This window comes from Pseudomonas sp. FP453 (genome assembly GCF_030687495.1).
Classification (GTDB): Bacteria; Pseudomonadota; Gammaproteobacteria; order Pseudomonadales; family Pseudomonadaceae; genus Aquipseudomonas.
The window spans coordinates 2,259,595-2,285,403 of record NZ_CP117435.1 but is presented as its reverse complement, the minus strand read 5'-3'; the positions used below and the strand labels follow the sequence as shown (position 1 = coordinate 2,285,403).

Here is a 25,809-nt window from a genome sequence, read left to right as displayed (position 1 = left end):
CGAATCAGCTTTCCTGGCCGGCGCGGCTTTGTCCCCATAACAAGTTCATGTTTACACCCGCTGATAACAGCGGCTCCGGTGGGTTTCTGCTGGGGCCCGGGGACGTCAACAGGAAGTCCACCAGGTGATTGCTTTTGCCCGCCAGCCACTCGGCCAGCAAGGTGCCGGTGACGGTGCCACGGGTCACGCCCAGGCCGTTGCAGCACAGGGCGCCGTAGACGTTTTTGGCCAGCTCGCCGAAGTGCGCCATGTGGTTGCGCGACAGGCTGAGGGAGCCGCCCCAGGTGTAGTCGAAGGTGACGTCGCGGTGCAGCGGGAAGCGCCGGTCGAAGGATTCTTTGTGGCGTTTCACAAAGCGTTGCAGGTATTTGGGATTGCTGCGCCCGTCGGCGTTGTAGCTGAAGCTGTTGCGCACCAGCAGACGGTTGTCGACGGTACGGCGCAAGGTGGTGCCGAACGGGTCGGCGGGGATCACGCCCCAGAACGGGTCGCCGCCCAGGCGCGCCTGCTCGTCTTCGCTCAGTGGCCGGGTCAGGCTGGCGTAGGTGAAGATCGGCAGCATGCGGCTTTTGAGGAAGCCGAAGCTCATGGCGAAGGCGTTGTTGGTAAGCACAAGCTTGTCGGCGATGATGCGGCCGTTCTTGTGGATCAGCACGGTTTTGTCGCCGTACTCGACGGCGGTGATCGGGGTGTTTTCGTAGAGGGTCACGTTGGCCGGCAAGGTGTCTGCCAGGCCTTTGACCAGCGCCGCCGGTTGCACCAGCGCGGTGCCTGGGGTGAACAGCGCCTTGCGATAGAAATCGGTGCCGATGCGGCTGGGCAAGTCAGCGGCGTCGATCACCTGATAGGCCTGCCCGAGCTTGTCGAGGCCACGGCGGTAGGCGTCCAGCACGGCAATGCCGCGGTCTTCGATGGCGGCCTGGTACTTGCCGCAATCGCGCCACTGGCAGTCGATGCCGTGCTGCTCGACCAGCGCGCGCAGCATGGACTGCCCGGCGAGGTTGAGTTCCATGCTGATCCTGGCGGTGGCAATGTCGCCGATATAGTCTTCGGCGCCGATGTCGTGGGGCAAGTCGATGGCAAAGCCGGCGTTGCGCCCGGAAGCGCCGTAGCCGACTTCCTGGGCTTCGATCAACACGATCTCGTCATCCGGGAAGTTCAGCGCCAGCTGGCGCGCCGCCGCAAGGCCGGTGAAGCCTGCGCCGACCACGGCCCAGCGCGTGGCGCTGATACCACTATGGCGCGCACGTGCCACGCGCGGCGGGCTCAGGTGGAACCAGCCACAGGTTGAATCGTCTGCCGGGGTGTTTCTGATGAGTGCCATTATTCGCGACCTGGGTTCTTTTATAGTTGTTAGAGCTAACAGCTACCCGTCTGCATCGCGTCGCTTCGGCCTGCATCAAAAGGTCAAAGCGTGAGCGCTACATCCAGGCCTTCGGGCGCCGCGTACTCGGACATCCGCCGACGGGACAGTTCGAGGTGGGCCTTCACGATTTCCCCGGCCAAGACCGGATCGTGGTGTTCGATTGCGCGGATCATGTCGTCATGCTGCTGGGCAGCCACTTCCAGGTCTTCCTGCATGTCCACCGTGGTCGGGTGGCGGTAGAAGATCTTGCCCAGACGGGCATGGTCGATCAGCAAGCGCTGCAAGCTCGGCATCAGGTAGGCGTTGTGGGCCATCTTGCCGATCTGCAGGTGGAACTCGTCGTTGTACAACACCCGGTTCTCCACATCCTTTTCCTCGATGGCGGTCCGGAACAGCGCCTGGATGCGCTTCAATTCCACCACTTCGGCCGGGGTTGCGTGGGAACAGGCCAGTTGCGTCGTCGCGATATAAATCAACGGCGCCGCGAGGAAAAAACTGCGCAGCGACTGGTAACTCATCGCCGATACCCGCGCGGCCCGGTTGGCTTCCAGGTCGATGTACCCTTCCGCCGCCATTTGCCGCATCAGTTCCCGCACCGGTGGGCGCGACAAACCGAACTCATCACACAGCGCCAACTCGTCCACCACGGCACCCGGTGCCAGTTCCATGCTGAGGATGCGACGACGCAGCGCTTCACCCAATACCGCCTTGCGGTCAATGCTGGGCTCGACCGGAGTCGGCGTAGTGAGTTCTTTGGTAGCCATGGTGAAACCTTCCTAAGTAGTAAGTGCACACGGTCTACTACCTGTATTCGCACTATAAAACAACAATATTCTAATTGTCTACAATTAATATACACAGTAAAAACATCGTCGATAGCCCTGTGCCTGCGGGCTTTACCGGCTATTTGACGAGGCGAATTTCCTTGGACGGACGATGCCCGAAATAAGCGCTGTAGCACTTGCTGAAATGACTGGGCGAGACAAACCCACAGGCCACCGAGACCTCGACGATGGTCAGCGAGGTGTGCTGCAACAAGCGCCGCGCCTCGGTGATGCGCAGGTCCATGTAGTAGCGCTGCGGCGAGGTGCCCAGTTGCTCCTTGAACAGCCGCTCGATCTGCCGTCGCGAGCGCCCGGCATACAGGCACAGGTCCTCCATTTGCAGCGGCTCTTCGAGGTTCACGTCCATCAGGTTGATCACCTCGCGCAGCGGCCCGCTGACCGACACGCTCAACAGCGGCTTGGCGCGCCGAAAACGCGAGGCCTCGAACGCGAGGATGTCCTCGATGCCATCGGTGAGGGTCTTGCCGTGCAGGCTGCGGATCCACTCCAGCGCCATATAGAAGGCGCCCGTGGGACTCGATGCCGTGAGGCGATTGCGATCCACCACATAGGCTTCACTGGTGACATGACTGAGCCGCGCAATCTCCGCCAGCGCCGGGCGATGCTCGGGGTGAATCGCACAGCGATAGCCCTCCAACACCCCGGCCCGGCCGAGAAACCAGGCGCCATTCCAGATGCCCGCCAGTGCAACGCCCTGCTCCGCCGCTGCGCCCAGCAACAGGCTCAGCTCATCGTTGTAGCGCAGCGGGGTGCGGTAGCCGCCGCAGATCACCAGCACGTCGAGTTGCAGCACCGCGTCCAGGCTCAGGCGCGCATCGGGCCGGATCACCAGGCCCAGGTCGCTGACCACTTCGTCAAACGCCAGGCCAAAGGTTTGCGTGGCAAACGACTCGGGCCGGATCAGGTTGGCGGTGACAATCGTGTCCAGCGCCTGGGTAAAGGCCGGCAGCGAAAAATGCTCCAGCAGCACAAACCCGGCGCGCGCCCGGCGCACTTCCTGGCCGGGGTGATCGTTGAGATAACGCAGGTTCTTGCACTGCATGACATCGCTGAATTGGCGTCGCGCTACCACGTCACGTCCGCCGTGCCTGGCGCTGCAAGGCGCCGCGTGACAAGCGATCGAGCAACAAAGCCACCGCGACAATCGCCAGCCCGGCACGCAGGCCCAGGCCCATTTCCATGCGGGTCAGGCCGCGCGTTACTTCGGCGCCCAGGCCTCCCGCGCCGACCAAGCCGGCCAGCACCACCATCGCCAGCGACAGCAGAATGCATTGGTTCAGCCCCACCAGCAGCGTCGGCGCCGCCGTGGGCAATTCGATCTTGAACAGGATATGCCGCGGCGAAGCGCCCATGGCCTGGCCCAACTCCAGCAAGTCCTTGGGCAGTTGTTTGAACGCCAACGTGGTCAGGCGCAGCATCGGCGGGATGCCATAGACGATGGTGGCAATGATCGCCGGTACGCGCCCCAGGCTGAACAGCATCACCGCCGGGATCAGGTACACCCACGGCGGCACGGTTTGCATGATGTTGAGGATCGGCAGCAGCGCCGCATCCACGCGCTTGACCCGTGCCGCCAGGATGCCCAATGGGAACGCCACGCTGACCGAGATCAGCACCGCCACCGAGACCAGCGCGATGGTCTGCATCGACGCCACCCACAGGCCGGCAAACAAGCAGAACGCCAACATCAGCCCGGCAAACACCGCGACGCGCCAGTTGGCCAGCACCCACGCCAGCAGCACCACGATGGCGATCAATACATAGGCGTGAGGCGCGAGCAGCGCGGTTTCGATGGCGCCGAGGGTGGCTTCGATGATCTTGCTGATCAGCACAAACAGGCCGTGCAGGTTGGCATTCAGCCAATCAATGGCCGGCGCCAGGAAAGCACCGGGGGAGAAGCGAAAGTCCGTCAGGTTCATTGGCTGGCTCCGGTGCGCGATTCAGCGGCGCTTTGGGCAAGGCGGTCGAGGATCATCGTGAGGATGACGATGGCCAGCGCGGCGTTGATCGACTTGGCGATATCCAGGGTGCGCACCGCGCCGTAGATGGCTTCACCCAGCCCACCGGAACCGACGATCCCGGCGATCACCACCATGCCGAACGCCATCATCAGGCTTTGGTTCACCCCCGCCATGATGCTCGGCATGGCGAACGGCAAGCGGATCTTGAAGAACATCTGCAGGCCGGTGACGCCGCTGGCATCGCCCAGTTCGACAAACTCCTTGGGCGTCATGCGGATGCCCAGCGAGGTCAGGCGCAAGGCCGGTGGCACGGCGACAATAAAGGTCGCCAGCAACGCCGTCGCCGGGCCGTAGCCGAGCAAGGCGATGGCCGGCAGCAGGTAGATGTACGGCGGCAGGGTCTGCACCAGGTCCAGGCACGGGTCGACCACGCGGTCGAACGCCGGCGCCAGCCCGGCCAACACGCCCAACGGCACCGCCACCAGCAGCGCCAGCAACGTCGCCGTGAGCACCAGCGCGAGGGTGCTGACGGTCTCGGGCCACAGCCCGATAAAGCTGCACAGCAACAAGGCCAGCGCCGCCAACACGGCAAACCGCAGCCCCACCATGCGCCAGCCCAACAGGCCGATCACCAGGGCGATGACATAGAATGGCGGCGCGGCGAGGCACCACAACACGCCCTTGAACACGCCGTTCAGCGCGGTGTTGACGGTTTCGAAAAAGAACTCGCCGTTGTCCTGCAACCACATCAGGCCCGCGTCCACGGCAGCGTCGAACTGGGCGGAAAAATCCGGGGTGGTCATGGTGTGGTCTCCAGCACCGGCGCCACGGCGTGGGCCTCATTGGGGATGCCTTGCACACCACGCAGCAGATCCTTGGCCGTGATGATGCCGACCACCACGCCGTGCTCGACCACCGCCAGCGGTTCCAGGTCGGCGCCGATGGTCAGGCCGATCAAGGCGTCGATGTCGGTATCGGGCGAGGTCTGCGGCAACCGCGAAAAATCACACAGCGGGAAGGCCTGGCGGTACGCCGCGATGGGCGTCATCACCGAGTGGGCCTTGACCAAGTGCAAGCGCGAGATGCCCGCGACGAATTCGGCGACATAGTCGTCGGCCGGGTTCAACACGATGTCTTCGGCGGTGCCGACCTGGATGATCACCCCGTCCTTCATGATGGCGATGCGATCACCGATGCGGATCGCCTCTTCCAGGTCGTGGGTGATGAACACGGCGGACTTGCCCAGCTCTTTGGTGAGCTGGCGGAATTCGTCTTGCAACTGGCGACGGATCAAGGGATCGAGCGCGCTGAACGGCTCGTCCATGAGGATGATCTCCGGGTCGGCGGTCAACGCTCGCGCCAGGCCGACACGCTGTTGCATGCCGCCCGAGAGTTCGCTGGGGTAGCGCGCGGCCCAGTCGCTCAGCCCGACCTTGGCCAGCGCACGTTCCGCCACCTTGTAGCGCTCGGCCTTGCCGACGCCCTGCACTTCCAGGCCGAACGCGGTGTTTTCCAGCACGGTGCGGTTGGGCAGCAGCGCCACGCTCTGGAACACCATGCCGATATTCTTGGCGCGCACGTCGCGCAGTTGCGCGGGCGACAACGCGGACAAGTCCTGGCCCTTGACCAGCACCTTGCCGGCGCTGGGGGTGATCAATTTGTTGAGCAAGCGGATCAGGGTGGATTTGCCACTGCCGGACAACCCCATGATGCAAAAGATCTCACCGCGGCGAACCTGCAGGCTCACATCCGACACCCCGACCACGCAGCTGAAATCCTGCAAGACCTGGGTTTTGCCAAGGCCCTTGTGGACGACCGCGTCCATCGCCGCCTTGGCATTCTGACCAAAGATTTTCCAGACCGACTGGCAATCCACAAGCACTTCGTTGGTGTCTATTTTGACCGTTGTCATTGCTAAGCCTATTGAACCAGTCGGGCTGGTTTTTCTAATGGATCAGAACGCGTTGTCCGTACCTGGCAGTGGCAAAAATGCTTCGAGGGTTATTGTTTGATATTGGCCCAGCGCTTCATCAGGTCGGCGTGGTTGTCGGCCCAGACGGCGACGGCCTGGTCCATGGTCTGGCCATCCTTGACGGCGCCGTTGATCGCGGTGATATCGGCCAGGGGCACGTAGACGCTGGCGATGACTTCTCGGGCATGGGGGTTTTCGGCGGCGAAGCCCTTGTGGCCGATCCAGTAGTAGGCTTGCGGCGGGGCGAAGGAGCCTTTGGGGTCCTTGAGGAACTTGAGGTCGAACTTCTGCGCCATCCACGACGGTTCCCAGATGGTCACGGCGACCCATTCTTTGCGGTCAACGGCGGACTTGAGGGCGGCGGTCATGGCGGCGGTACTGCCTTCGAGCAGTTGCAGCTTGAAGCCGTAGTCCTTCACCGCTTTGTTGGCATCGCTCATCAAGCCCGAACCCGGCTCGATACCGATGATCTTGCCGCTGAACTTGTCGGCGTTGTCGTTGAGTTGTTCCAGCGAGTCGATATCGACGTACTTCGGCACGGCGATGGCCTGGTACAGGCCGTAGGAGACCGGCGAGAGTTTTTCCAGGCGGTTCTTGTTCTTGTTCCAGTAATCCTGGGTGGCGTAGTCGGTCTGCGACGCCAGGACTTGCACATCGCCCTTGGTCAACGCGGCATACGCAATGCCAACCTCGGAGAACTCGACCACCTTGACGGTGTAGCCGGCGTTTTCCAGGACCTTCCTGGTCACGCCGGTAATGGGCGTCAGGTCTTCCCAGGACATGGTGCCGACGGTGATGGTTTTTTCTTCGGCCTGCACCGGAAGTGTCACCAGCCCCACTAACGCAACCGCACAAACGGTTTTCCAAAATGTCTTCATGGCATGCCTCGATCTACGTTGTAGTTATAGTTTCAAACCTCCTGGGATGGAGGTCGATGTGAGGGGACAACGGGTAAATTCGGCACCGCAAACGCGGCTGGGTGAAGCCAGACTGGCATGGGCAAAAGGGTCGGTCAATAGGATGTATTTTCTCTGTATACATATAGAATTCAGATAAAACACAATTGATATTATATTTTCTCGTTTGAATTCAATCGCTTAACCGCAGGCATTAAAAACTCGACAGGTCGCTCTCAGGAAAGTATCGGGTCGCTTTTGGAATGCTGTCTTGCCGGTAAAAGTGGCTGAAAACGCCGCGCCGGTTAACTGATCGTTCCCACGCTCCGCGTGGGAACGATCATCCCAGGCAAAAAAAAGCCACTCGTACGAGTGGCGGTTTTTTGCAGCTGACAGGTCAATCGTGACCCGCACCGGCCTTGAAACTCGACGGGTTGATCCCGAACTGCTTGCGAAACGCCGTCGCAAAATGGCTGGCATTCGCATAGCCCAGGTCCGACGCCACCCGCATCACCGACGCCTCCCCCTCCATCAAGCGACTGCGCGCCTGGGTCATGCGCGCGTGCTGGAACACGCCGTAGACGCTGTTGGCAAACAGCTGGCGAAAGCCCCGCGTCAACTTCGGCTGGCTCATCCCGGCCTCCCGTGCCAGCGCTGGCAGGCTGGGCGCCTTGCCCAGGTCCGCGAGCAGATACTCGCGGGCGCGCAGCAAGCGTTGGCGGTCGAGGGGGCTGAGGCGGCAGGTGCAGGCGAGGTTGCGCCGGGCTTGCAGGAACAGGCTGACCAACGTGACGCTCTGGCCGTACAGCCACAGGCTGCTGCGCGACTGGGACAGGTCCATGGCGTTGCACAGCAGGTGCGCGGTGGCGCTCATTTCGCCGCTGCGGTAGCCGTCGAGGAAGCAATGCTCACACGCCAGCGCACTGCCCAGGGTCGGATCAATCTCCACGTCCCACTGGGCCAGCAACTGCGGGTTGATCATCACGGTGATGTTGTCGATCTCACCCTGCTGGTGATACAGGCCCTCGCGGCTGCGCCCGAAGCTGATGCTGCCGGCGCCTTCGTTGATCGCATGGCGTGTGTGCCGGCGACCGTCGTGAAAGCTGCAATGGGCCTTGCCCTTGAGGCGGTGGGTGAAGCTGAAGTGGATGCGTTCGCTGTCGTCCTGCAATGGCAGCTCCACCGGCTGCGCAAAGGTGCTTTGCCAGCGCACGAGGTCCAGCCCGCCGTGCAAGGTCACGCGGGTGACCCGGCACTGGTTGCCGGGGCCGAATTCGCCGCGATAGCCGTTGGCAATGATCTGCGAGACCGGCGTGGGTGCCTGAACAGCTGACATCGTTGAATCTCCCTGCTGACCGGATACGGCTCGAATCAGACCACATCGGGGTAGAGTCGCGCAATTGATAATCACTAGCATCTTGACCGTTATCGCGACTCTCCAAAACCCTCAGCCAAGGCCCCATCATGTCGACTCGCCGATTCGCGCAAAGTAGTTACACTATAACAATAGCTATCAGTTTGACACTTAGTCATTCCGCCTACGCCGACGCGCCCGCCGAAGCGCTGCAACTGCCCGCCTCCACCGTCACCGCCCGCATGACTCAGGAAGACCCCAAGGAAGTGCCCATCAGCCTCAGCGTGATCAGCGGCGAACAGCTGCGCGTGCAACGCCTGGACACCCTGGAAAGCGCCCTGCGCAACACTTCCGGGGTCAGCGTCAACTCGTCCGGCGGGCCGAATGACTTCAACGTGCTGATCCGTGGCGTGGGTTCGCTGTACCAGATGTCGATGGATGACAGCTCCGTCGCCTTCAACATTGATGGCGTGCCCGTGTCGTCGCGCAGCCTGGGGTTCGAGACGCTGGACGTGGAGCGCATCGAAGTGCTCAAGGGCCCGCAAGGCACGCTGTCCGGGGCCATCGGCCAGGCCGGCGCGGTGAACATCACCACCCGCCAACCGACCCGCGAACTGCAAGGTTATGTGCGCGGCGAAGTCGGCCAGCAAGGCCAGTTCCTCAGCGAAGGTGCGATCGGCGGCCCGATCAGTGACCAACTCAGCGGGCGCCTGGCCATGCGCAGCGCGGGCTATGACAGCTGGATCGACAACGACCAGACCAACCACCCGCTGACCAAGCCGCGCAACGAAGCCTTCCGTGGCAGCCTGCTGTGGGACGTCAACGACGACACCCACGTGCTGTTCAGCGCCGAGCGACAAAAGACCAAACGCGCGACCAACTCCCTGGTGCTGCGCCCCTACGGCAGCGACCCGAGCCTGGACCTCAGCCCCGGCCTGTTCGATGACAACTACAAGACCACCGAGCGTTATGCGATCAAGCTCGACCACGACTTCGCCAACAGCCGCCTGACCTCCACCACCGCCACCAGCACCGCCGATTTCGAGGGCCTGATCGCCTATGACAGCAAACTGATGGGCGCCCTCTACGGCACCCCGAGCGAGTTCTGGGTGGTGGACAAATCCTTCGAGCGCAGCTGGAGCCAGGACGTGCACCTGAGCGCCCTGCCCGACGCCGACGTGTTCTGGGTCACCGGCCTCGCTGCCACGCGCAACGAACGCAGCTACGACACCCCGCGCAATACCTACGGCACCTCCGGGGCGAAGTTCCGCGATTTCACCACGACCACCTATGCGGGCTACGGCGAAGCTACCTTCCCGCTGACCGAGCGCCTGAAGTTGACCACCGGCTACCGCCATTCCTGGGACCGCAAGACCTATGACGGGCAGTATTTCGCCGGCAGCGACGCGGTCAACGACTCGCGCAAACTCACCGACCACTACGGCACCGGCCGTGCGGCCCTGAGCTACGCCATCAGCCCGCAGACCAATGTCTATGTGCAGTTGGCGCGGGGCTATAAGTCCGGTGGTTTCAATGACTACGCCTCGCAGGTCAGTGACAGCCAACCGTACAAGGCCGCCGTCAGCAAAACCGCCGAGCTGGGCTTCAAGAGCGAAACCGCCGACCGCCGTGGCAGCCTCAATGGCGCGCTGTTCTTTACCCGCGTCCACGACGACCACCTGCTCGGCTACGACGCCGCCACCTTTGCCACCAACGCGTTCAACGCCGACACCCGCACCCGGGGCGCCGAACTCGAAGGCAGTTGGCACTTCGACCACGGCCTGACCCTGGCCGCCAGCGCCACCTACCTCGACGCCAAGATCACCAGCGCAGTGCTGGGCATCCAGGCCGGTGACGTCAACGCCGGCAACCGCACCCCGGACGTGCCGCGCTGGAGCGGTAACTTCAATGCCAGCTGGAAACACCCACTGGGCAGCTTCGCCAGCCTCGGCGACACCACATTGAACACCAGCCTCAACTACCACCTGGTGGGCGAGCGCGCGGCCGACCCGCAGAACCATTTCAACCTGGACAACTACGAGAAACTCGACCTGCGCGCAGGCCTCGAAAGCCGCTTCGGCGAGGTGTATGCCTTCGCCGACAACCTGCTGAACCAGACCTACGACACCTACGGTTTCTACAGCGACCCGGTGGCCTATGGCGCCCCGGCACGCCGCCGCACCCTGGGCGTCGGCTACACCTATCAGTTCTGAATAAACCGGGGAGCCGGCGTGCCGACTCCCCGCGCCTCAAAACGCGTAGCTGTACCCCACCCCCGCCGAACGCCCGCGTGCCGGCATCCCCGTCAGCACTGCGTCGGTCGAGTAGGCGCCGTACAGGTCATACCGCGCATCCAGCAGGTTGTCGCCCCACAGGTAGATTTCCGAACCGCCGCTTTCCAGGCCCAGGTGCAGGTCCAGCTTGGCGTAGCCCTTGAGGTCATAGTGATTCTGCGCGTCGGCCGGGCGGTTTTTCTGCACGCGGTAATTGAGCAAGGTGTTCAGGCGTGGCGCGGGCAGGCCCAGCAGGCTCGGCAAGTCGCGCGTCCAGGCCAGACTGAAATTGCCACTCCACAGCGGCACATCCGGGACACGGCTGCCCGCGGCCACATCGCCGCCGGAGACGCCCGGTGCGTCGGAGGTCACCACCGCGTTGGTGTAGCTCACGGCACTGCCCAGGGTCAGCTCATCGTTCACATGCCAGGTCGTCGACAGCTCGGCGCCCTTGCTGCGGGTGTCGGCGTTCACTGCGCTGACGGCCAGGCTGGTGAAGTCGTACCCGAGCAAATGGTCATCGGCGACACGGGTGATAAACAGCGCGCCTTCCACACTCAGCGCACCGCCGGCACTTTCATGCTTGAAGCCCAGTTCGGCGGCATTCACCTTGGCTGCTTTGTACGGCTCGCTGTCCTTGACCGAGGTGGCGTAATCATTGAACCCCGCAGACTTGTAGCCACGCGACAACACGGCATACAGGTTGGTCTGCGCGGTCAGCGCATAGGCCAAGGCCACGCGGCCGGTGCTGTAGTGGTCTTGCAGCTGGCGGCTGTCGCCGGTCACCGCGCCGCCACTGGCGTAGTCGGCGCCATAGGTCTTGCGGTCCCAGCTGTGGCGCAGGCCGGTGGTGAGCTTCCAGCGCTCGGCAAGCGGCACGGTGATCTCGCCATACGCCGCGTAGCTGTTGGTACTGAAGTCGCGCTGTTGCCAGGAGCCGTTGGTGAAGTTGTCCGAATCGAAACTGCGCTCGGAGCGCGCCAGGTTCACCCCGCCGACCCAGAACACCTCGGCGTCCGGCAATGAGCCCAGGCGCAGGTCCTGGCTCCACACCTGCTCGCGGGCGGTGTCTTCGATCAGGTATTCGAATGGCGCACCGTAAAGGGCGCGGGTGATGTTGCGGTCGTAGCCCTTGACCCCATTGAAATCGGTGCGGGTATAGGCGCTGATCGAGGTGAGGCGCGCCTGCGCCAGGTCGTGGTTGAGTTCGAAGGAGTAGCGCTCGTGGGTCTTCTGGTTGCCGTCGAACACGCCGGGGGTGTAGTCCAGGCGCGGGCGGTGGCCGAACGGGCGCAGCATTTCCAGCCCGGCGTAATGCTCGGCGCGTTGGCGCTCGGCCACCAGCAGGCCCGTGGTGCCGCTGTCGTTGTCCCACAGCAGGCTGCCGCGCAGGGCCAGGTCGCGGGGACGGGTCAATGGGTCGCCGTCCTGTTGATCATCGACCCAATTGTCAAAGCCTGAGCGGCGCACGGCGATGCGCCCGGCCAGGGTGTCGGTCAATGGCCCGCCCACCGCGCCCTCGGTCATGAATTGGCCTTGCTGGCCGACTTCGCCGCGCACATAACCTTGCACTTCACGGCTCGGCTTGCGCGTGGTGACGTTGATCGCGCCGGCTTCGCTGTTGCGTCCCAGCAACGTGCCCTGGGGGCCCTTGAGCACTTCCACTTGCTGCACATCCAGGGTGGCCATGGCCGCATTGCGCACCGACATCGGCACGCCGTCTACATTCAGCTGCACCGAGCCGTCATCCATGCTCATCTGGTTCAGCGAACCGACACCACGGATGCGCACGTTGGCATCGTTGGCGCCGCCCCACGAATTGACGTCCACCCCCGGCGTGGCGCGCAACGCGTCTTCGAGGGTGCGCAGGCGCCGGGTCTCCAGGGCCTGGCCGTCGAGCACCGTCAGGCCGAACGGGATGTCCTTGGCGCTCTCCTGATGCAGCCGCGCGCTGACCGTCAGCGGCGCCAGTTCGAGGGTCTCGGGGCTGGGCCGGTAGTCGGCGGCAAACGCGCTGCACATCTGGCTGGACAGGGCCAGGGCCAAGGCTTGGGTGAGCACGTTGGCACGCCAGCCTGGCGGTCGGCGCAGGGGTTTGAGGGTGACTTGGGCAGGCATGTAGAACTCCAGGGATAAGGGTTTCAGGACATTCATTCCGGTGTTCCCCAGCGCTCACGCGCCTGGGTCACCACGGCTTCCGAGGGCGCGCCGAGCAGGCCCTGGATCGAAACGGGCCATCCCTGGCCAGTGCGCACGGCGGCAGTCATTGCCAGCAGTTGTTCGGGGCTTTGGCTGGCGACCCAGTCGAGGCTGGCCAGCGGTGCATAGAACGCGGCCCAGCCCTGCGCACGGGCGCTGGCCAGGGTGCCGACGGGCTCGCCGTCGCTGCCCAATGCGCGGGTCAGGTCATCGGCCATCAGCGTGATCAAGGCAGCGCGGGCCTGTGGACCGTCCACCTCGCCCACACAGAGCAAGCCCAAGGCCCCGGCCACGCCCTGGCTGAGCCACACATGCCCCGGTTGTTCGCGCAGGTCGCTGGCACTGATCAGCTGCTGGCGCGCCAGCAGTTCGGCGATCTGCGCGCGCCGCGCCCAGCGCCCGACGCCGCTGGCCGCCACGTCCCAGTGAGGTGTCTGCGCCAGCAGCAGGTGCGCGTTGCTCAGGCGACTGGCGCCCATGCCGCTGGGCCACTGGCTCAGTTCGCTGACGGTCGGGCTTGCGCCCAGGCGCCGGGCCACGCACGCGGTCATCGCCGTGAGGTCGTCGCGCACTTCGCGGGCGGTGTGCTGGCGGCTGGCATCGGCCAGCACCTGCACGCCGTCGAGGTTTTGGACCGAGGCCAGTGGCGTCGGGCGGTAAGCGAAGTCCAGGGGATGTTGGCTGTGGCCGCTGAACGGCTGCCCATCCAGGCTGATCGTCCATTGCCAATCCCCGGCCGGGGCCACGGCTTGCGCCGCCACGGCCGCGCCCATCGGTAACACCGGCATCAGCGCGGGCAACCCGGCGGCAATGCGTTGCGCGGGGGCACGCAAGGCGCGCTCCGGGTCCAGGCCCAGGCGCGGCAGCACCCGGCGCGCTTCCAGCCATGTGGCCTGGGGCGTCAGCCACAGGCCGTCACCGTCGGCGGGCCAACCGCTGGCGCTGACGGTCCAGTGCAACGTCACGCTGCACCCGGCCGCCGCACACGACCCCAAGGGGATGCGCAGGTGGTCGCTGGCCTGCTCGACGGCGACCGCTTGACCCATGACGCTGGCGCCGGTCACGTGTAAACCCGGCGGCAGTTCGGCGTCCAGATGGCCGTTGGCAGCCATCACCCGGTCCAGGCGCCACTGCCCTTGCACCTGCCGACGCCCGCTGTCGATCTGCACCTGCACCTGTCCACCGGCGACCTGCCATGCGCCTGCATCGGCCAGCCAACGCTGTTCCCAGGCAGCACGTTCGGCCAGCTCGTCAGCGCTGGAGCGGTAATCGCCCTGCTCCACCAGGTGGCGATGCAACAACACGCCGGTGCCGAGCATGCCCAGCACACCCAGCGCCAGCAGCGACGCGGGTAAACGTCCGACTCCACGGGGCGCGAGCAAGGCCGCCAGTGCGACCATCACCGCACACCCCGCCAGCTTCCAGCCCGCCAGCGTCGCCAGATACAGCCACCACGGCGCCCAGCCGGTCAACGCCGACAACGCCACATGGGCCGGGATCGCCATTTCATAGGGCGGGTAACTCACCAGCCCAAGCTCGTGATTGAGCACCAGGAAAAACGTCAGCAGCATCGACGTCGCGTAAGCCAGGCCGGTGCGGCGGATCAGCGTGTGTACCAGCAGCGTCAGCAGTGCCAATTCCAGCAACGGTGGTGCGAATACCAGCAGTTGATAGGTCAGCACAAACCCCGGGGCCAGGCTTTGCGGTGCAACCAGCGCAGTGATCAACAGGCTGGCGGCACCCGGCACCAGTGCCAACAGCACCGTCGCCACCGCCACACACAGCACCCGTCCAAAAAGGCGCACCCACGCCGGGGCCGGCGTGGCGTGCAGCATCGCGCCCAGGCCTTCGACGTCATCGCGTCGGCACACCAACCCCACCAGCGCCGCCAATACAAACGCGAGCACCAGGAACAGCGCGCTGGACAGCAACGGCAAGCTCAAGTCCGCCCTCGGCACCATCGGCCCACGGGCGTGCCACACCCCATGGACAAAGCCGCTGAGCATGCCCATCACCATCAGCAGCGCCAGGGCCAGCCACCACACCTTGCGGGCGAAAATTTGGCGTGACTGCCAACGGGCTTCGTACCACAACGCCCGAAGCCAATGGCTGCGCAGCACGGGGCCGAGCACCGCGGTACCCTCGGCCAAGCGCATCGGCGGCTCTGCCAGTACAGCGCCGGAACGACGCCCCATCAGGCCCTCACGCGTGGTGCGCGCCAAGACCCAGGCCAACAGCACCAAGGGCAGCGCACACCACAGGCTGCGGTTGAGCCAGAAGCCTGGGGTCAGGGCCAGCAGGGCCTCGGATTTCTGCGCCGCCGTCCAGGTTTCCACTTGGGCCTGGGCAAAGGTAAACAACGACGGATCCAGGCTGGCCGCCAGCAACGGGTTGATCTGCCCGCCCTTGAGCACCACCACCGCAAACATCCACAACAGCATCAGTACCGTGGCCAACGCAAACGGCGCCGCCAACCCGCGACTGCGCAACGCCAGCAGGTAATACAGCGCGCCGATGCCGGTGCTTACCGGCAACAACAAGGCCACCCAGGCGAACCCCAGCGCCGACCACGCGGGCGCGCCGATGCTCGCCGCTGGCACCCAGCCTAGCCAAGCAAGGATCGGGCTGAGTAAGAAGCCCACCACCAGGGCGCTGGCGAGCAACCCGGCGACCATTGCCGCGCCGATAAAGCGCCCCCACAACAGCGCCGGCAGCGACACCGGCAAGGCCAGCAGCACCTCTTCCAACTGCGCCTTGCGGTCGCGCAGGGCTGGCTGGGCAAACACCCAGGCCCAGGCAAAAAACAGGAAGAACATGCAACCGCAGGACATCAGGTAGATCAGGCTCGGGGCGTTGCGCGGGATATCGCTGGCGCCCATTTTCTGCACGTAGTCGGCGTTGGTCAGGGACATCAGCAAGTAGCCGGCCAGGCCGAGGAACACCAGCACGGGAATCCCGCTGCGCAGCCCGGCACGCAGTTCCACCCAGGCTTCGCGGCGCATCAGGGCAAAGTGGTTCATGCGTCGGGCGCCTCGCCGGCCTGGGCCAAGGCCAGGTAATAGATATCTTCCAGGCGCGGTGCGTGGGGCGTAAAACGCGGATCAAGGGGCCGTTCGCCGTGCACGATCACCCGACTGCCTTGCGGGCTGGCCGCCACATGCAACGCGGCCGGCAAGGGTTCGCCACGGCCAAACGGCGCTTGCCACAGGCGCCCCTGCTCGGCCGCCAGCAGGTCCGCCGGGCGGCCTTCGACGATGATCCGCCCAGCCGCCAGGACGGCCAGGCGACTGCACAGGTTTTCGACGTCTTCGACGATATGGGTCGACAGCAGCACAACCGACTCGGCGGCGACGTCCGCCAGCACCCGGTGGAAACGGTTGCGTTCCGCCGGGTCGAGGCCCGCCCGTGGGCTCATCGACAATCAACAAGCGCGGCGCGCCCACCAGTGCCATGGCAATGCCAAAGCGGCGCAGCATGCCGCCCGAATACGTGGCCAACGCACGGTGCGCGGCGTCTTGCAGGTTGACCTTGCCCAGCAGGCCTTCGATTTCCTCGCGGCGTTGCCGGGCATCGGTGCGCCCCTTGAGCCAGGCGAAGCGGTCGAGCAGGTCACGCGCACTCACGCCGGGATAAGCGCCCAGTTGCTGCGGCAGATAACCGAGGCGCTGGCGCAGGTGATCGGCGTCAGCCAGCACGTCCACGCCATCCAGATGAATACTGCCGGCGTCGGCGGGTTGCAGCGTGGCCAAGGTGCGCATCAGGCTGCTTTTGCCGGCGCCATTGGGCCCCAGCAAGCCGTACATGCCGGGGCCCACGCTCAGGTCCACGCCGCGCAGCGCTTCGACCGCCGTTGTTGTAGCGCTTGCGCAGACCGCGCACTTGCAAACCTGAATCGACTGACATCTGCCACTCCAAGGACACCGGTTGGGGGAAATACCTGCCCACGAAACAGGCAGCCTGGAACGGTAGCCAGGGCCACCGGTGGGCCTCTACCCGATTCAAGTCATTTTCCAACCGTATCGCGCCGCTGGTGGGGTCGGGATGTCGAATGCGGGGCGAATTGGACTCGATGCGGGTAGCCGTCAAATCTGGAGTGACTAGCATCGTTTGCCCCGCAGAAGACCTACGGAACACCGATGACAACTGCCCTGGACACCTTGAAACGCCCGGTCAACCCACTGATTCGCCTGGGTGTGCTGTTTGCCGCGATTGGCGCGCTGGTCAACCTGGTGCCCTCCATCGGCCTGACCGAATTGGCCCGGCTGCTCCTGGCCAGCGACGCCGCGCGTCACACCTTGTGGTCGTGGGCGGCGCTGGTGGTGATCGCCCTGAGCCTGGGCTGGATGGCCAACGGCGTGGCGCTGTGGCTTACCCACGTGGCCGATCACCGCCTGCAAGCCGGCTTGCGTGACGCGATGGTGCGCAAACTCGGGCGCGTGCCCCTTGGCTGGTACAGCGACACCACGTCCGGCGCGGTGCGCAAAGTGGTGCAGGATGACCTCGAAGACCTGCACCACCTCGTCGCCCATCACGCCGTGGAACTCACCGCCGCCGTCGTCACGCCCCTCGCCGGGCTGGTATGGCTGGCCAGCCTGAACGGCTACCTGGTGGTGCTGGCGGTGCTGACCCTGCCGGTCTATGCGCTGGCCTACGCCCTGATGATGCGCGGCTTCGGCAGCAAGATGCAGCTGCTGGACCAGAGCATGACCCGGGTCAGCGCGGCGATTGTCGAGTTCGTCCACGGGATTGCGGTGGTCAAGGCCTTCGGGCGCAGCGGCCAGGCCCATCGCAGCTATCAGCAGGCGGTCAACCAGTTCAGCCAGCAGTACGCGGGTTGGGTGCGTCCGTTGTTGCGCCTTGAAGCGTTGTCGTCGATGGCCCTGAGCGTGCCGCTGATTCTGCTGGCCAGCCTGGGCGTGGGCAGCCTGCTGTTGGCGCGGGGCTGGGTCACGCCGCTGGAGTTGTTCGCCGAAACCCTGGTGGCGGTGGTGATCCCGCAATCGTTGTTGGTGATCAACCAGAGCCTGACCGCGCAACGCACCGCCCTGGCGGCTGCGGCACGCATCGAAGCCCTGCTGAACATCGACGAACTGCCCAGCCCGACCGCCTGCCAATCGCCCGAAGGCAGTGCCATTACCTTCGACAACGTGCAGTTTGGCTATGACCCCGCCCACCTGATCCTCGACGGCATCACGCTGCATTGCCCGGCGGGCACGGTCACCGCGCTGGTGGGGGCATCGGGCGCAGGCAAGTCGACCCTGGCCAAGTTGGTGCCGCGCTTTCACGACGTCAACGCTGGGCGGGTATTGGTCGGGGGTGCCGATGTGCGCCAGATCGACCCGCACCAACTGTACCGGCACGTCGGCTTTGTGCTGCAAGACGCACAACTGGTGCACGGCAGTGTGGCTGAAAACCTGCGCCTGGGCCGGCCAGAGGCCAGTGACGAGGACGTGCAGGCGGCCGCGCGTACGGCGCAGATCCACACGCGTATCGAGGCGCTGCCCCGTGGCTACCAGTCGGTGATTGGCGAGGACGCGATATTCTCCGGCGGCGAAGCCCAGCGACTGTCCATCGCCCGCACGCTGCTGGCCGATACGCCGGTGCTGATCCTCGATGAAGCCACCTCCCACGCCGATCCAGCCTCCGAAGCGCTGATCCAGGACGCCCTGTCGGCGCTGGCCAGAGGGCGCACGGTGCTGGTGATCGCCCATCGCCTGGCCAGCATCCGCGGGGTCGATCAAATCGTCGTCCTCGATCACGGCCGCGTGGTGGAGTGCGGCCGTCACCCTGACCTGCTGCACGCCGATGGCGCCTACGCCCGCATGTGGCGCGCCACCACCCCCGACCTGGAGATGTCCTTGTGATCCGCAGCCTGCTCACCCTGTTGGGCCCGGCCCATGCCGCGCGCCTCTACCGTTACCTCGCCTGGCTGGTGGCCAGTGCCGTGCTGCAAGGCCTGGCGGTCGCGTTGCTGGTGCCGATCCTGCACGCGCTGTTCGCCGGCGACTTGCCGGCGGCACTCGCCTGGTTGTGTGCCCTGGCGGCCATGGTGGTGCTGACGTGCATCGCCCACTACCAGCAGGCAATGCGCGGTTTTGCCCTGGCGCTGCTGGTGCTGACGACCCTGCATGAGCGCCTTGGCCAACACCTGATGCGCCTGCCCCTGGGCTGGTTCAACGCGGAAAAGGTCGGACGCCTGTCGCGCAGCGCCACCAGCGGCACGTTGATGATCACCGGTCTGTTTGCCCATTACCTGGGGCCGGTGGTGTGCGGGGTGGTGGTGCCGGCCACGGTGGCCCTCACGCTGTTTGTGTTCGACTGGCGCCTGGGACTGACCGCCGTGCTCTGTGCGCCGCTGATCTACGCCACCCATCACGGGTCGGCTAACGCCATTGCGGCCAATGACCAGCGCGTCGAAGCCGCCGCGACCCTGGCCGGCAACCGCGTGGTCGAGTTCGCCCGCTACCAGCCGGTGCTGCGCGCCTTTGGCCAGGCGCGGGACGGCTATGCACCGTTGCACGCGGCTAACCTGGCGCAGAAACACGCGGCCGGTTCGATGCTGGCGCAGACCTTTCCCAAGTTGCTCGCCGGTGGCCTGACCGTGCAATTGGCCTTCGCCCTGCTGGTGGGCGTCGGCATCGCCCTGGCGGCAACCGGTGCAATCGACGCCATCCAACTGGTCGCACTGCTGGCCCTCGCCGCCCGCTTCGTCGGCCCGCTGGCCGAAGCTGCCGCGCGCAGTGGCCTGTTGCGCATGGCCGGCAACGACCTCGATCAACTGGTGAGTATCCTGCGCGAACCCGGCCTGCCGGAACCGGCAAGCAGCCAGCCCCTGACGGCGCCCGGCAGCCTCGCGTTTGAACGCGTGAGCTTTGCCTATCCCAGTGGCTCCACGGTGCTCAAGGACCTGAGTTTCAACGTCCCGGCCCATTCCATGACCGCCATCGTCGGCGCCTCGGGTTCGGGTAAAACCACCATCACCCGCCTGCTGATGCGCTTCTTCGATGCCAGCGAGGGCCAGGTCAAGGTGGGTGGCGTCGATGTCCGCGCACTCACCAACTCGCAGCTGATGGCGCAGTTGTCCCTGGTGATGCAGGACGTGTACCTGTTCGACGACAGCCTGGAAGCCAACATCCGCGTGGGCAGCCCCGATGCCAGTGCGCAGCAGGTGGCCGAAGCGGCGCGCCTGGCCGGGGTCGATGAAATCATCGCGCGCCTGCCCCAAGGCTGGCACACCCCCGTGGGCGAAGGCGGCGCCAGCCTCTCCGGCGGCGAACGCCAGCGCGTGTCCCTCGCCAGGGCCCTGCTCAAACGCGCGCCGATCCTGTTGCTGGACGAAGCCACTGCGGCGCTCGACCCGCAGAAAGACGCTTACGTGCAAGCTGCAATCCGCACGCTGATGCACCGCGCCACGGTGCTGGTGATTGCCCATCGCCTGCCGACCATCATGGCGGCCGACCAGATTCTGGTGCTGGATGAAGGGGGGCTGGTGGAGTGCGGCACTCATGCGCAGTTGCTGGGGCAGAACGGACGGTATGCGGGGTTCTGGAAGGAGCGTCAGCGAGCGGGGGGATGGCGGCTGGAGCGAGCGGCGCAAGGCGCCGACCGTGGGTAAACAGCTCAACGCATGGTCAACCCACCGTCCACCGCATATTGGCTGCCAGTCACGTATGACGCATCATCGGACAGCAAAAACAACGCAACTGCCGCAGCCTCGGCCGCAGTGCCGACACGTCGAAGGGGTAATTGATTGACCAGCCCATCCTCGAACTGCTGCCGCACTTCATTGGCCATGAAGTTTCGGAAGTTGGTATCAATCGGCCCGGGAACCAATACGTTCACACGGATCCCCCGCTCGCCCAATGCCGCCGCACAACACCTGGCCATTGAAATCATCGCGCCTTTGGTCGCGGCATAGACACTGGCCATTGGGGCCGACTCGTAGGCGGAGGTCGAGGAGGTCAAGACAACCGATGCGTGGGGAGACAACAGGTCCTTCAATTTTGCGATCTGTAGCAAAGGCCCTCGCGCATTGGCATTCATCATGCGATCAAAAAACGCCGCCTCTGTGTCTTCAATGGCGCCCACTTGCGCGTAACCGGCATTCAGCCATAAGCCATCCAGACCGCCCATTTCTTTAACGACGTCCACCAACTGCGCAATGGCCGATGGATCCGATGCATCGTTTTTAAATACCCATGCACTGGAAGGCAGAATATCCGCAGCTTCTTCAAGGTGTTCCCGGCTATAGCCGGTGACAGCGACCCGACCGCCCTCGTCCGCAATACGCTTGGCGCCTGCCAGCCCCATGCCACTCGTACCACCGGTAATCAAGATCCGTTTACCTGAGAATCTGCCCATAGGTCTTGCTCCATTGCCGACATGAAAATCTCAATGCGGGGGCAGTATTGCGTAATTGGATCCATTTGATAATGCGCTAATATCCGCATGACCCATTAAGGAAGTGGACACAATGCGCGGCAACGAATACTCCCAACTCCAAGCATTCGCCGCGGTTATTCAGCAAGGCAGTTTTGTCCGCGCCGCAGCCCACCTGGGGATGTCCGCCTCCGCGCTGAGCCAGACCATCCGTAATGCGGAAGAACGCCTGGGTGTTCGCCTGGTCAACCGTACGACACGCAGCGTATCGCCAACCGAAATAGGCGCACGGCTCCTTGCTGAGCTTCTGCCTGCCCTGGCGTCGCTGGACTCGGCCGTCGCCCGGCTAAAAGAGTCCAGCGAAGGCCCTAGCGGGCTGTTGCGCATCAACACTACCCGCGTTGCAGCCACTCATTACCTTGCGCCGCTGATCGGACCCTTTCTGCAGGCTTACCCCCGGTATTCATTTCGATATCGTCACCGATGAACGTCTCGTGGACATTGTCGCCGGAGGGTTCGACGCCGGAGTCAGGCTCGGCAAAAAGCTGGACCGCGATATGGTCTCCCATGGTCTCGGCGGCCACCTGGAAATGATGGTCGTTGCCTCTGCAGACTACCTCACCCGCTATGGCACCCCGCACACGCCTAGAGACTTAGCGAACCATCAATGCCTGACATACCCGATGGCCTACGGACGGAAGCCTGTATCGCTGGGAGTTTGAGCGCAATGGCGAGCTTCTCGAAATAGCTGCCCAGGGGCCATTGGTGGTGACAGAGCCGGAAATGCTGACGCAGGTCGCACTCGACGGTGTGGGCATTGCGTACCTGTTCAGGCACCAAGTGGCAGACCTTATCGAGACAGGCCAACTGGTCCACCTTCTCAAAGAGTGGACGCCGACCTTTCCGGGGTTCTATTTGTATTACCCCAGCCAACGGCAAATGGCCCCGGCCCTGCGCGCTTTTGTGGATTTTGTCGTGCAGTATCAACAACCCGATTCCGGCGCTCTCGATACGCCCGAGGCAAGCACGCCATCACGCGTTTAAACGCTTTGCCGTGAACCGGCTCAAATCGCGGGCAAGCCCGCTCCCACATTTGATCGTTCCCACGCTCTGCGTGGGAATGCCGCCGGTGACGCTCTGCGTCACACCTGCAAGGATGGACGCAGAGCGTCCAGGGATGCATTCCCACGCAGAGCGAGGGAACGATCAAGAACCGCCTAGAAATAGTGAACGTACAGCTGGCTCAAGCCTCAGAACTGTACCCAGTGCGCTCACTCAATTCATCAACGTGGAGAGCTCCATGCGACCCAAAACATCTTTTATCTTTGATCTGGATGGAACACTGACCGACAGCGTGTACCAGAACGTGGCGGCATGGAAAGAAGCGCTCGATTCCGAAAGTATTCCATTGGCCATGTGGCGCATTCATAGAAAGATCGGCATGAGCGGAGGGTTGATGTTGAAAACCTTATCGCGCGAGACGGGCGTGACGATTACCGAAGAGCAAGGAAAGCTTTTAAGTAAAAAACATGCCGCTGCCTATGAAGCGCTCAAAGGGCAGATACGTGCACTCCCAGGTTCAGTCGAGCTACTCAAGACGCTTACCCACGAGAATATAAAGTGGTGTATCGCAACCAGTGGGGGCCTGCCTACCGCCACGATTAACTTGAAGGCGCTTGGCTTAAATATGAATGACATTAATATTGTCACTCGTGACGATGTGAAATATGGCAAACCCGACCCGGATCTGTTCCTTGCCGCAGCGCAAAAGCTCAATGCCCCCATTGAGGACTGCGTCGTCGTTGGCGATGCTATATGGGACATGCTTGCAGCCAGGCGCTGCAAAGCGACAGGCGTGGGCTTGCTCTCGGGTGGCTACGATATTAGCGAGCTAGAAAGAGCAGGCGCTCTGAGAGTCTACGAGGACCCGCAAGACCTATTACTCCATTTGGAGGAAATAGCCTCCCGACCTTGATTTACAACAATAATACAGGGGTAATTATGTCGCCTTTTGATATACAACGAATGCTGATAGATGAATTCCCACTCTCATTTTTGCTAGAGGTCTGTTTTCGAGCTACGTTTGCTTTTCTAGCGGTTTTTCTTTTTCTGAAATCCAGTGGCAGACGAGGCATTCGGCAACTGTCGCTGTTTGAGCTTGTTGTGATTCTAACGCTGGGTTCAGCTGCGGGAGACGTATCGTTCTATCATGATGTGCCGCTATTGCCGGTCGTCGTAGTATTTCTAACGCTATTATTGCTTTACCGCCTGATCGTCATGGCGACGACAAAGAGCAGGAAATTTGAAGCCTGGATCGACGGTTTGCCCGTTACGGTTATTAACAATGGCCTGTTCGAAATGAAGGCATTCGAGACGCTCAACATGTCAAATAGCGAATTATTAATGGAACTTAGGCAGCAAGGCGTTGAACACCTGGGACAAGTGAGATTAGGTATCGTCGAAACGGATGGAGATCTCAGTCTTTACTTTCATGACGAGAACGATCTCTGCCCTGGGTTATCGGTCCTTCCTAAAGAGCATCGACCTGAATATCAGAAAGTTCCCGCTTCTGCACTCTACTGCTGCGTGAAGTGCGGTTTCGCGCAATCTATCGATAAGGAGCACGAGGCCCGCTGTTTACGCTGCAGTCATGACATCTGGTCAACGCCTTTGAGCAACCACCGCTCCAGGTAAGGTTTTCACATGAGAAGCGCACATTACGGACGGTCCTCGCCCCTTGCCCAAAGGGAAACCACCTAACAACCGTTATTTCACCGAAACCGCTTTTGTCAGATTCTGCTGCATATAAGCCAGAAAACGGCGTTGAAACAGCATCGTATGCTCATGCGCCGCCTGCTCCGCCTCGTCGGCGTTACGCGCAGCGATGGCTTCCACGATGACATCATGGTCGCGCCCCAACCGTGTGGTGGTGCTGGCCGTGCTGACGATGTAGTCAAAGTGCAGATGCAGGAGCCGCTGGCCTTCACCCAACAGTTTTTCGTAGTAACTGATGAAATACGGGTTCTTGCCCGCCTCGGCGATGGCGATGTGGAACGCCTTGTTGGTCTCGGACATGGCCTGGAAGTCGCCCGAGGTCACGGCTTCGAGGTAGGCCGCGTCCGCCGCACGTATGCGCTTGAGGTCTTCTTCGTCGTGCTGAGTCGCCGCCAGACGGGTCACGGCACGCTGGATCAGGTCAAGCGCCGAGACGTAGTTGGGGAAGTCCTCGATTTCAAACGGCGTAACCAGCGTGGTGCGGTTGGGCAGGATCGTCACCAGGCCCTCGCTGATCAACCGAGCCAATGCGTCCCTGACCGGCGAGCGGGACAGTCCGAATTGCGCGGCAAGCGACACCTCGTCCAGCGGCGACCCTGGTTTGAGCTTGAGCGTGAGGATCTGTTTGCGCAGTTCCTCGTAGATATATCGGCCACCATGGCGCTTGGTACTGGTCTCAGGGGTGTCATTGCTCATTGGGTCACTCTCAGGGTTCTTACCGGTCGTTTGACCGCACGCAAGGTTAACACCGGCGCAGGTTCAGTTAAAAACCTTCGCCCCAGGTGTCGCTCAACATAAACCCCGGCCGCCAGTGGATCATCCGGATCGACGCCGATCTGGTGCATGCCGTACACCCAGGCCCGCCCGGTGATGCGCGGCAAAACGGCGGCGCGATCGCCCACTTCGGTCAACCCCAGTAGCTCAACCTGGAACTCGCCGCCGATGGTCGAGCGGGAGGTCAGCTGATCGCCGGGGGCGACTTGCCCACGGGCACTCAACGTCGCCAGGTTGGCCGAGCTGCCGGTGCCGCAGGGCGAGCGGTCGACACGGCCGGGGGGCAAAGTGGTGCAGGTTTGCCAGGTGGTGCCGTCGATGCGGTTGCGAAACATCACATACGCCACGTCGTTCAGGCTCTCGATCAGCGGATGCTGCACGCTGACCTGATCGTTGATGATGGTTCGCAGCCGTACACCTGCATCCGCCAGCGCACGGGCATTGTCGGGCGCGATGCTCAAGCCGACTTGCTCGACATCGATCAGGGCGTAGTAGACCCCGCCAAAGGCAATATCGACATTGATCGGGCCGAACGCTTCGGTCTGTATGCGCACGTCCAGGTGCTCGACAAACGCTGGCACCATATCCAGTGAAACACTGACGCAGCGCCCATCCACACACTGCGCACGGGCAGTGACCAGCCCAGCCGGGGTATCGAGCACGACCGTGGTGGATGGCTCCTCCATCGGCAAAATACCAAGCTCCAGCAGCGCTGTGACCACACAGATGCAGTTGCTGCCCGACATCGCATGCGCCTTGTCGGCCTGCAACACGATGAAGCCGGCCTGGGCTTCTGGCCGCGTCGGCGGCAGCAACAGATTGACCGACATCTGCAGGCAGCCACGGGGTTCCAGCACCACCAGGCGACGCAGGCTATCGTCGACCTCATTGATGTAGTTCATCTTGTCGAGCATGGTCTTGCCGGGGATGTCGAGGACACCCCCGGTAATGACCTTGCCAACCTCGCCTTCGCAATGCACATCGACCATTTGCAGCGTTTTCTTCCAGCGCATGG

22 protein-coding genes and 1 pseudogene are annotated in these 25,809 nt (G+C 63.3%); 8 read left to right on the top strand and 15 right to left on the bottom strand.

Annotated features, from left to right (window positions below; translation table 11 throughout):
- Window positions 1–4: 4 nt before the first annotated feature.
- The 8 genes from PSH87_RS10540 to PSH87_RS10505 all read right to left on the bottom strand — a co-directional run bounded on the left by PSH87_RS10540 (window position 5) and on the right by PSH87_RS10505 (window position 8,376).
- Window positions 5–1,324 (bottom strand): FAD-binding oxidoreductase, encoded by a 1,320-nt coding sequence (locus PSH87_RS10540; protein ID WP_305433480.1) that lies wholly within the window; start codon window positions 1,322–1,324, stop codon window positions 5–7.
- An 83-nt stretch (window positions 1,325–1,407) separates the two neighbouring features.
- Complete coding sequence (locus PSH87_RS10535) at window positions 1,408–2,130, bottom strand: GntR family transcriptional regulator (protein WP_305433478.1); 723 nt, start codon at window positions 2,128–2,130, stop codon at window positions 1,408–1,410.
- A gap of 139 nt (window positions 2,131–2,269) precedes the next feature.
- On the bottom strand, window positions 2,270–3,283 hold the full coding sequence (locus PSH87_RS10530) for a GlxA family transcriptional regulator (RefSeq protein WP_026136868.1): 1,014 nt from the start codon (window positions 3,281–3,283) through the stop codon (window positions 2,270–2,272).
- Between the two features lies 1 nt (window position 3,284).
- Window positions 3,285–4,130: a proline/glycine betaine ABC transporter permease gene (locus PSH87_RS10525; protein WP_124525137.1), complete on the bottom strand. Its 846-nt coding sequence runs from the start codon at window positions 4,128–4,130 to the stop codon at window positions 3,285–3,287.
- On the bottom strand, window positions 4,127–4,975 hold the full coding sequence (locus tag PSH87_RS10520) for a proline/glycine betaine ABC transporter permease (protein WP_017737455.1): 849 nt from the start codon (window positions 4,973–4,975) through the stop codon (window positions 4,127–4,129). The genes PSH87_RS10525 and PSH87_RS10520 overlap by 4 nt, the downstream gene beginning before the upstream one ends.
- Entirely contained in the window at window positions 4,972–6,084 is a 1,113-nt protein-coding gene (locus tag PSH87_RS10515; RefSeq protein ID WP_305433475.1) for a glycine betaine/L-proline ABC transporter ATP-binding protein, read from the bottom strand. Before PSH87_RS10515 ends, PSH87_RS10520 begins: the two co-directional genes overlap by 4 nt.
- A gap of 89 nt (window positions 6,085–6,173) precedes the next feature.
- Window positions 6,174–7,022, bottom strand: a complete 849-nt coding sequence (locus PSH87_RS10510; RefSeq protein WP_305433473.1) for a glycine betaine ABC transporter substrate-binding protein — start codon at window positions 7,020–7,022, stop codon at window positions 6,174–6,176.
- Window positions 7,023–7,437: 415 nt separating this feature from the next.
- Window positions 7,438–8,376, bottom strand: coding sequence for an AraC family transcriptional regulator (locus PSH87_RS10505; protein ID WP_305433471.1), 939 nt, complete (start codon window positions 8,374–8,376; stop codon window positions 7,438–7,440).
- Between the two features lie 182 nt (window positions 8,377–8,558).
- Here PSH87_RS10505 and PSH87_RS10500 point away from each other — a divergent pair, with 182 nt between their 5' ends.
- Window positions 8,559–10,607, top strand: coding sequence for a TonB-dependent receptor (locus tag PSH87_RS10500; protein WP_305433469.1), 2,049 nt, complete (start codon window positions 8,559–8,561; stop codon window positions 10,605–10,607).
- 36 nt (window positions 10,608–10,643) lie between these two features.
- Here the strand turns inward: PSH87_RS10500 and PSH87_RS10495 are convergent, their stop codons facing one another.
- The 4 genes and pseudogenes from PSH87_RS10495 to PSH87_RS10480 form a co-directional block, all read right to left on the bottom strand.
- Window positions 10,644–12,785, bottom strand: coding sequence for a TonB-dependent receptor (locus tag PSH87_RS10495; protein WP_370695316.1), 2,142 nt, complete (start codon window positions 12,783–12,785; stop codon window positions 10,644–10,646).
- A gap of 32 nt (window positions 12,786–12,817) precedes the next feature.
- Window positions 12,818–15,886: a hypothetical protein gene (locus tag PSH87_RS10490; protein WP_305433465.1), complete on the bottom strand. Its 3,069-nt coding sequence runs from the start codon at window positions 15,884–15,886 to the stop codon at window positions 12,818–12,820.
- The gene (locus PSH87_RS10485; protein ID WP_305434388.1) at window positions 15,883–16,281 is read right to left on the bottom strand and encodes a hypothetical protein; all 399 of its coding nucleotides are present in this window, start codon (window positions 16,279–16,281) and stop codon (window positions 15,883–15,885) included. The genes PSH87_RS10490 and PSH87_RS10485 overlap by 4 nt, the downstream gene beginning before the upstream one ends.
- Before the next feature lie 49 nt (window positions 16,282–16,330).
- A pseudogene (locus PSH87_RS10480) lies at window positions 16,331–16,669 on the bottom strand (ATP-binding cassette domain-containing protein); the annotation flags it as partial.
- 333 nt (window positions 16,670–17,002) lie between these two features.
- On the opposite strand from PSH87_RS10480, the gene PSH87_RS10475 reads away from it, so the two are divergent.
- Window positions 17,003–18,730, top strand: coding sequence for an ABC transporter ATP-binding protein (locus PSH87_RS10475; RefSeq protein WP_305433463.1), 1,728 nt, complete (start codon window positions 17,003–17,005; stop codon window positions 18,728–18,730).
- Window positions 18,727–20,481 (top strand): ABC transporter ATP-binding protein, encoded by a 1,755-nt coding sequence (locus PSH87_RS10470; RefSeq protein WP_305433462.1) that lies wholly within the window; start codon window positions 18,727–18,729, stop codon window positions 20,479–20,481. The genes PSH87_RS10475 and PSH87_RS10470 overlap by 4 nt, the downstream gene beginning before the upstream one ends.
- Window positions 20,482–20,486: 5 nt before the next feature.
- Here PSH87_RS10470 and PSH87_RS10465 read toward each other — a convergent pair whose 3' ends face one another.
- Window positions 20,487–21,227, bottom strand: a complete 741-nt coding sequence (locus PSH87_RS10465; RefSeq protein ID WP_305433460.1) for an SDR family oxidoreductase — start codon at window positions 21,225–21,227, stop codon at window positions 20,487–20,489.
- A gap of 112 nt (window positions 21,228–21,339) precedes the next feature.
- Between PSH87_RS10465 and PSH87_RS10460 the strand changes: the two genes are divergently transcribed.
- The 5 genes from PSH87_RS10460 (at window position 21,340) to PSH87_RS10440 (ending at window position 23,939) form a co-directional block, all read left to right on the top strand.
- On the top strand, window positions 21,340–21,732 hold the full coding sequence (locus PSH87_RS10460; RefSeq protein ID WP_305433458.1) for a LysR family transcriptional regulator: 393 nt from the start codon (window positions 21,340–21,342) through the stop codon (window positions 21,730–21,732).
- 7 nt (window positions 21,733–21,739) lie between these two features.
- Entirely contained in the window at window positions 21,740–21,967 is a 228-nt protein-coding gene (locus PSH87_RS10455) for a LysR substrate-binding domain-containing protein (protein ID WP_305433457.1), read from the top strand.
- 43 nt (window positions 21,968–22,010) lie between these two features.
- The gene (locus PSH87_RS10450) at window positions 22,011–22,289 is read left to right on the top strand and encodes a LysR substrate-binding domain-containing protein (protein WP_370695301.1); all 279 of its coding nucleotides are present in this window, start codon (window positions 22,011–22,013) and stop codon (window positions 22,287–22,289) included.
- Between the two features lie 256 nt (window positions 22,290–22,545).
- Window positions 22,546–23,220, top strand: a complete 675-nt coding sequence (locus PSH87_RS10445) for an HAD family phosphatase (RefSeq protein WP_305433455.1) — start codon at window positions 22,546–22,548, stop codon at window positions 23,218–23,220.
- Window positions 23,221–23,246: 26 nt separating this feature from the next.
- Window positions 23,247–23,939, top strand: a complete 693-nt coding sequence (locus tag PSH87_RS10440; RefSeq protein WP_305433453.1) for a DUF421 domain-containing protein — start codon at window positions 23,247–23,249, stop codon at window positions 23,937–23,939.
- Between the two features lie 72 nt (window positions 23,940–24,011).
- Here the strand turns inward: PSH87_RS10440 and PSH87_RS10435 are convergent, their stop codons facing one another.
- Entirely contained in the window at window positions 24,012–24,716 is a 705-nt protein-coding gene (locus PSH87_RS10435; protein ID WP_257780643.1) for a GntR family transcriptional regulator, read from the bottom strand.
- Complete coding sequence (locus PSH87_RS10430; protein WP_305433452.1) at window positions 24,713–25,807, bottom strand: proline racemase family protein; 1,095 nt, start codon at window positions 25,805–25,807, stop codon at window positions 24,713–24,715. Before PSH87_RS10430 ends, PSH87_RS10435 begins: the two co-directional genes overlap by 4 nt.
- Window positions 25,808–25,809 lie beyond the last annotated feature (2 nt).

Bases quoted from the DNA above. Each gene is read 5' to 3' on its own strand.
- PSH87_RS10540 (WP_305433480.1), bottom strand. From the start codon at position 1,324: ATGGCACTCATCAGAAACACCCCGGCAGACGATTCAACCTGTGGCTGG.
- PSH87_RS10535 (WP_305433478.1), bottom strand. From the start codon at position 2,130: ATGGCTACCAAAGAACTCACTACGCCGACTCCGGTCGAGCCCAGCATT.
- PSH87_RS10525 (WP_124525137.1), bottom strand. From the start codon at position 4,130: ATGAACCTGACGGACTTTCGCTTCTCCCCCGGTGCTTTCCTGGCGCCG.
- PSH87_RS10520 (WP_017737455.1), bottom strand. From the start codon at position 4,975: ATGACCACCCCGGATTTTTCCGCCCAGTTCGACGCTGCCGTGGACGCG.
- PSH87_RS10515 (WP_305433475.1), bottom strand. From the start codon at position 6,084: ATGACAACGGTCAAAATAGACACCAACGAAGTGCTTGTGGATTGCCAG.
- PSH87_RS10510 (WP_305433473.1), bottom strand. From the start codon at position 7,022: ATGAAGACATTTTGGAAAACCGTTTGTGCGGTTGCGTTAGTGGGGCTG.
- PSH87_RS10505 (WP_305433471.1), bottom strand. From the start codon at position 8,376: ATGTCAGCTGTTCAGGCACCCACGCCGGTCTCGCAGATCATTGCCAAC.
- PSH87_RS10495 (WP_370695316.1), bottom strand. From the start codon at position 12,785: ATGCCTGCCCAAGTCACCCTCAAACCCCTGCGCCGACCGCCAGGCTGG.
- PSH87_RS10490 (WP_305433465.1), bottom strand. From the start codon at position 15,886: ATGAACCACTTTGCCCTGATGCGCCGCGAAGCCTGGGTGGAACTGCGT.
- PSH87_RS10485 (WP_305434388.1), bottom strand. From the start codon at position 16,281: ATGAGCCCACGGGCGGGCCTCGACCCGGCGGAACGCAACCGTTTCCAC.
- PSH87_RS10475 (WP_305433463.1), top strand. From the start codon at position 17,003: ATGACAACTGCCCTGGACACCTTGAAACGCCCGGTCAACCCACTGATT.
- PSH87_RS10465 (WP_305433460.1), bottom strand. From the start codon at position 21,227: ATGGGCAGATTCTCAGGTAAACGGATCTTGATTACCGGTGGTACGAGT.
- PSH87_RS10460 (WP_305433458.1), top strand. From the start codon at position 21,340: ATGCGCGGCAACGAATACTCCCAACTCCAAGCATTCGCCGCGGTTATT.
- PSH87_RS10445 (WP_305433455.1), top strand. From the start codon at position 22,546: ATGCGACCCAAAACATCTTTTATCTTTGATCTGGATGGAACACTGACC.
- PSH87_RS10440 (WP_305433453.1), top strand. From the start codon at position 23,247: ATGTCGCCTTTTGATATACAACGAATGCTGATAGATGAATTCCCACTC.
- PSH87_RS10435 (WP_257780643.1), bottom strand. From the start codon at position 24,716: ATGAGCAATGACACCCCTGAGACCAGTACCAAGCGCCATGGTGGCCGA.
- PSH87_RS10430 (WP_305433452.1), bottom strand. From the start codon at position 25,807: ATGCGCTGGAAGAAAACGCTGCAAATGGTCGATGTGCATTGCGAAGGC.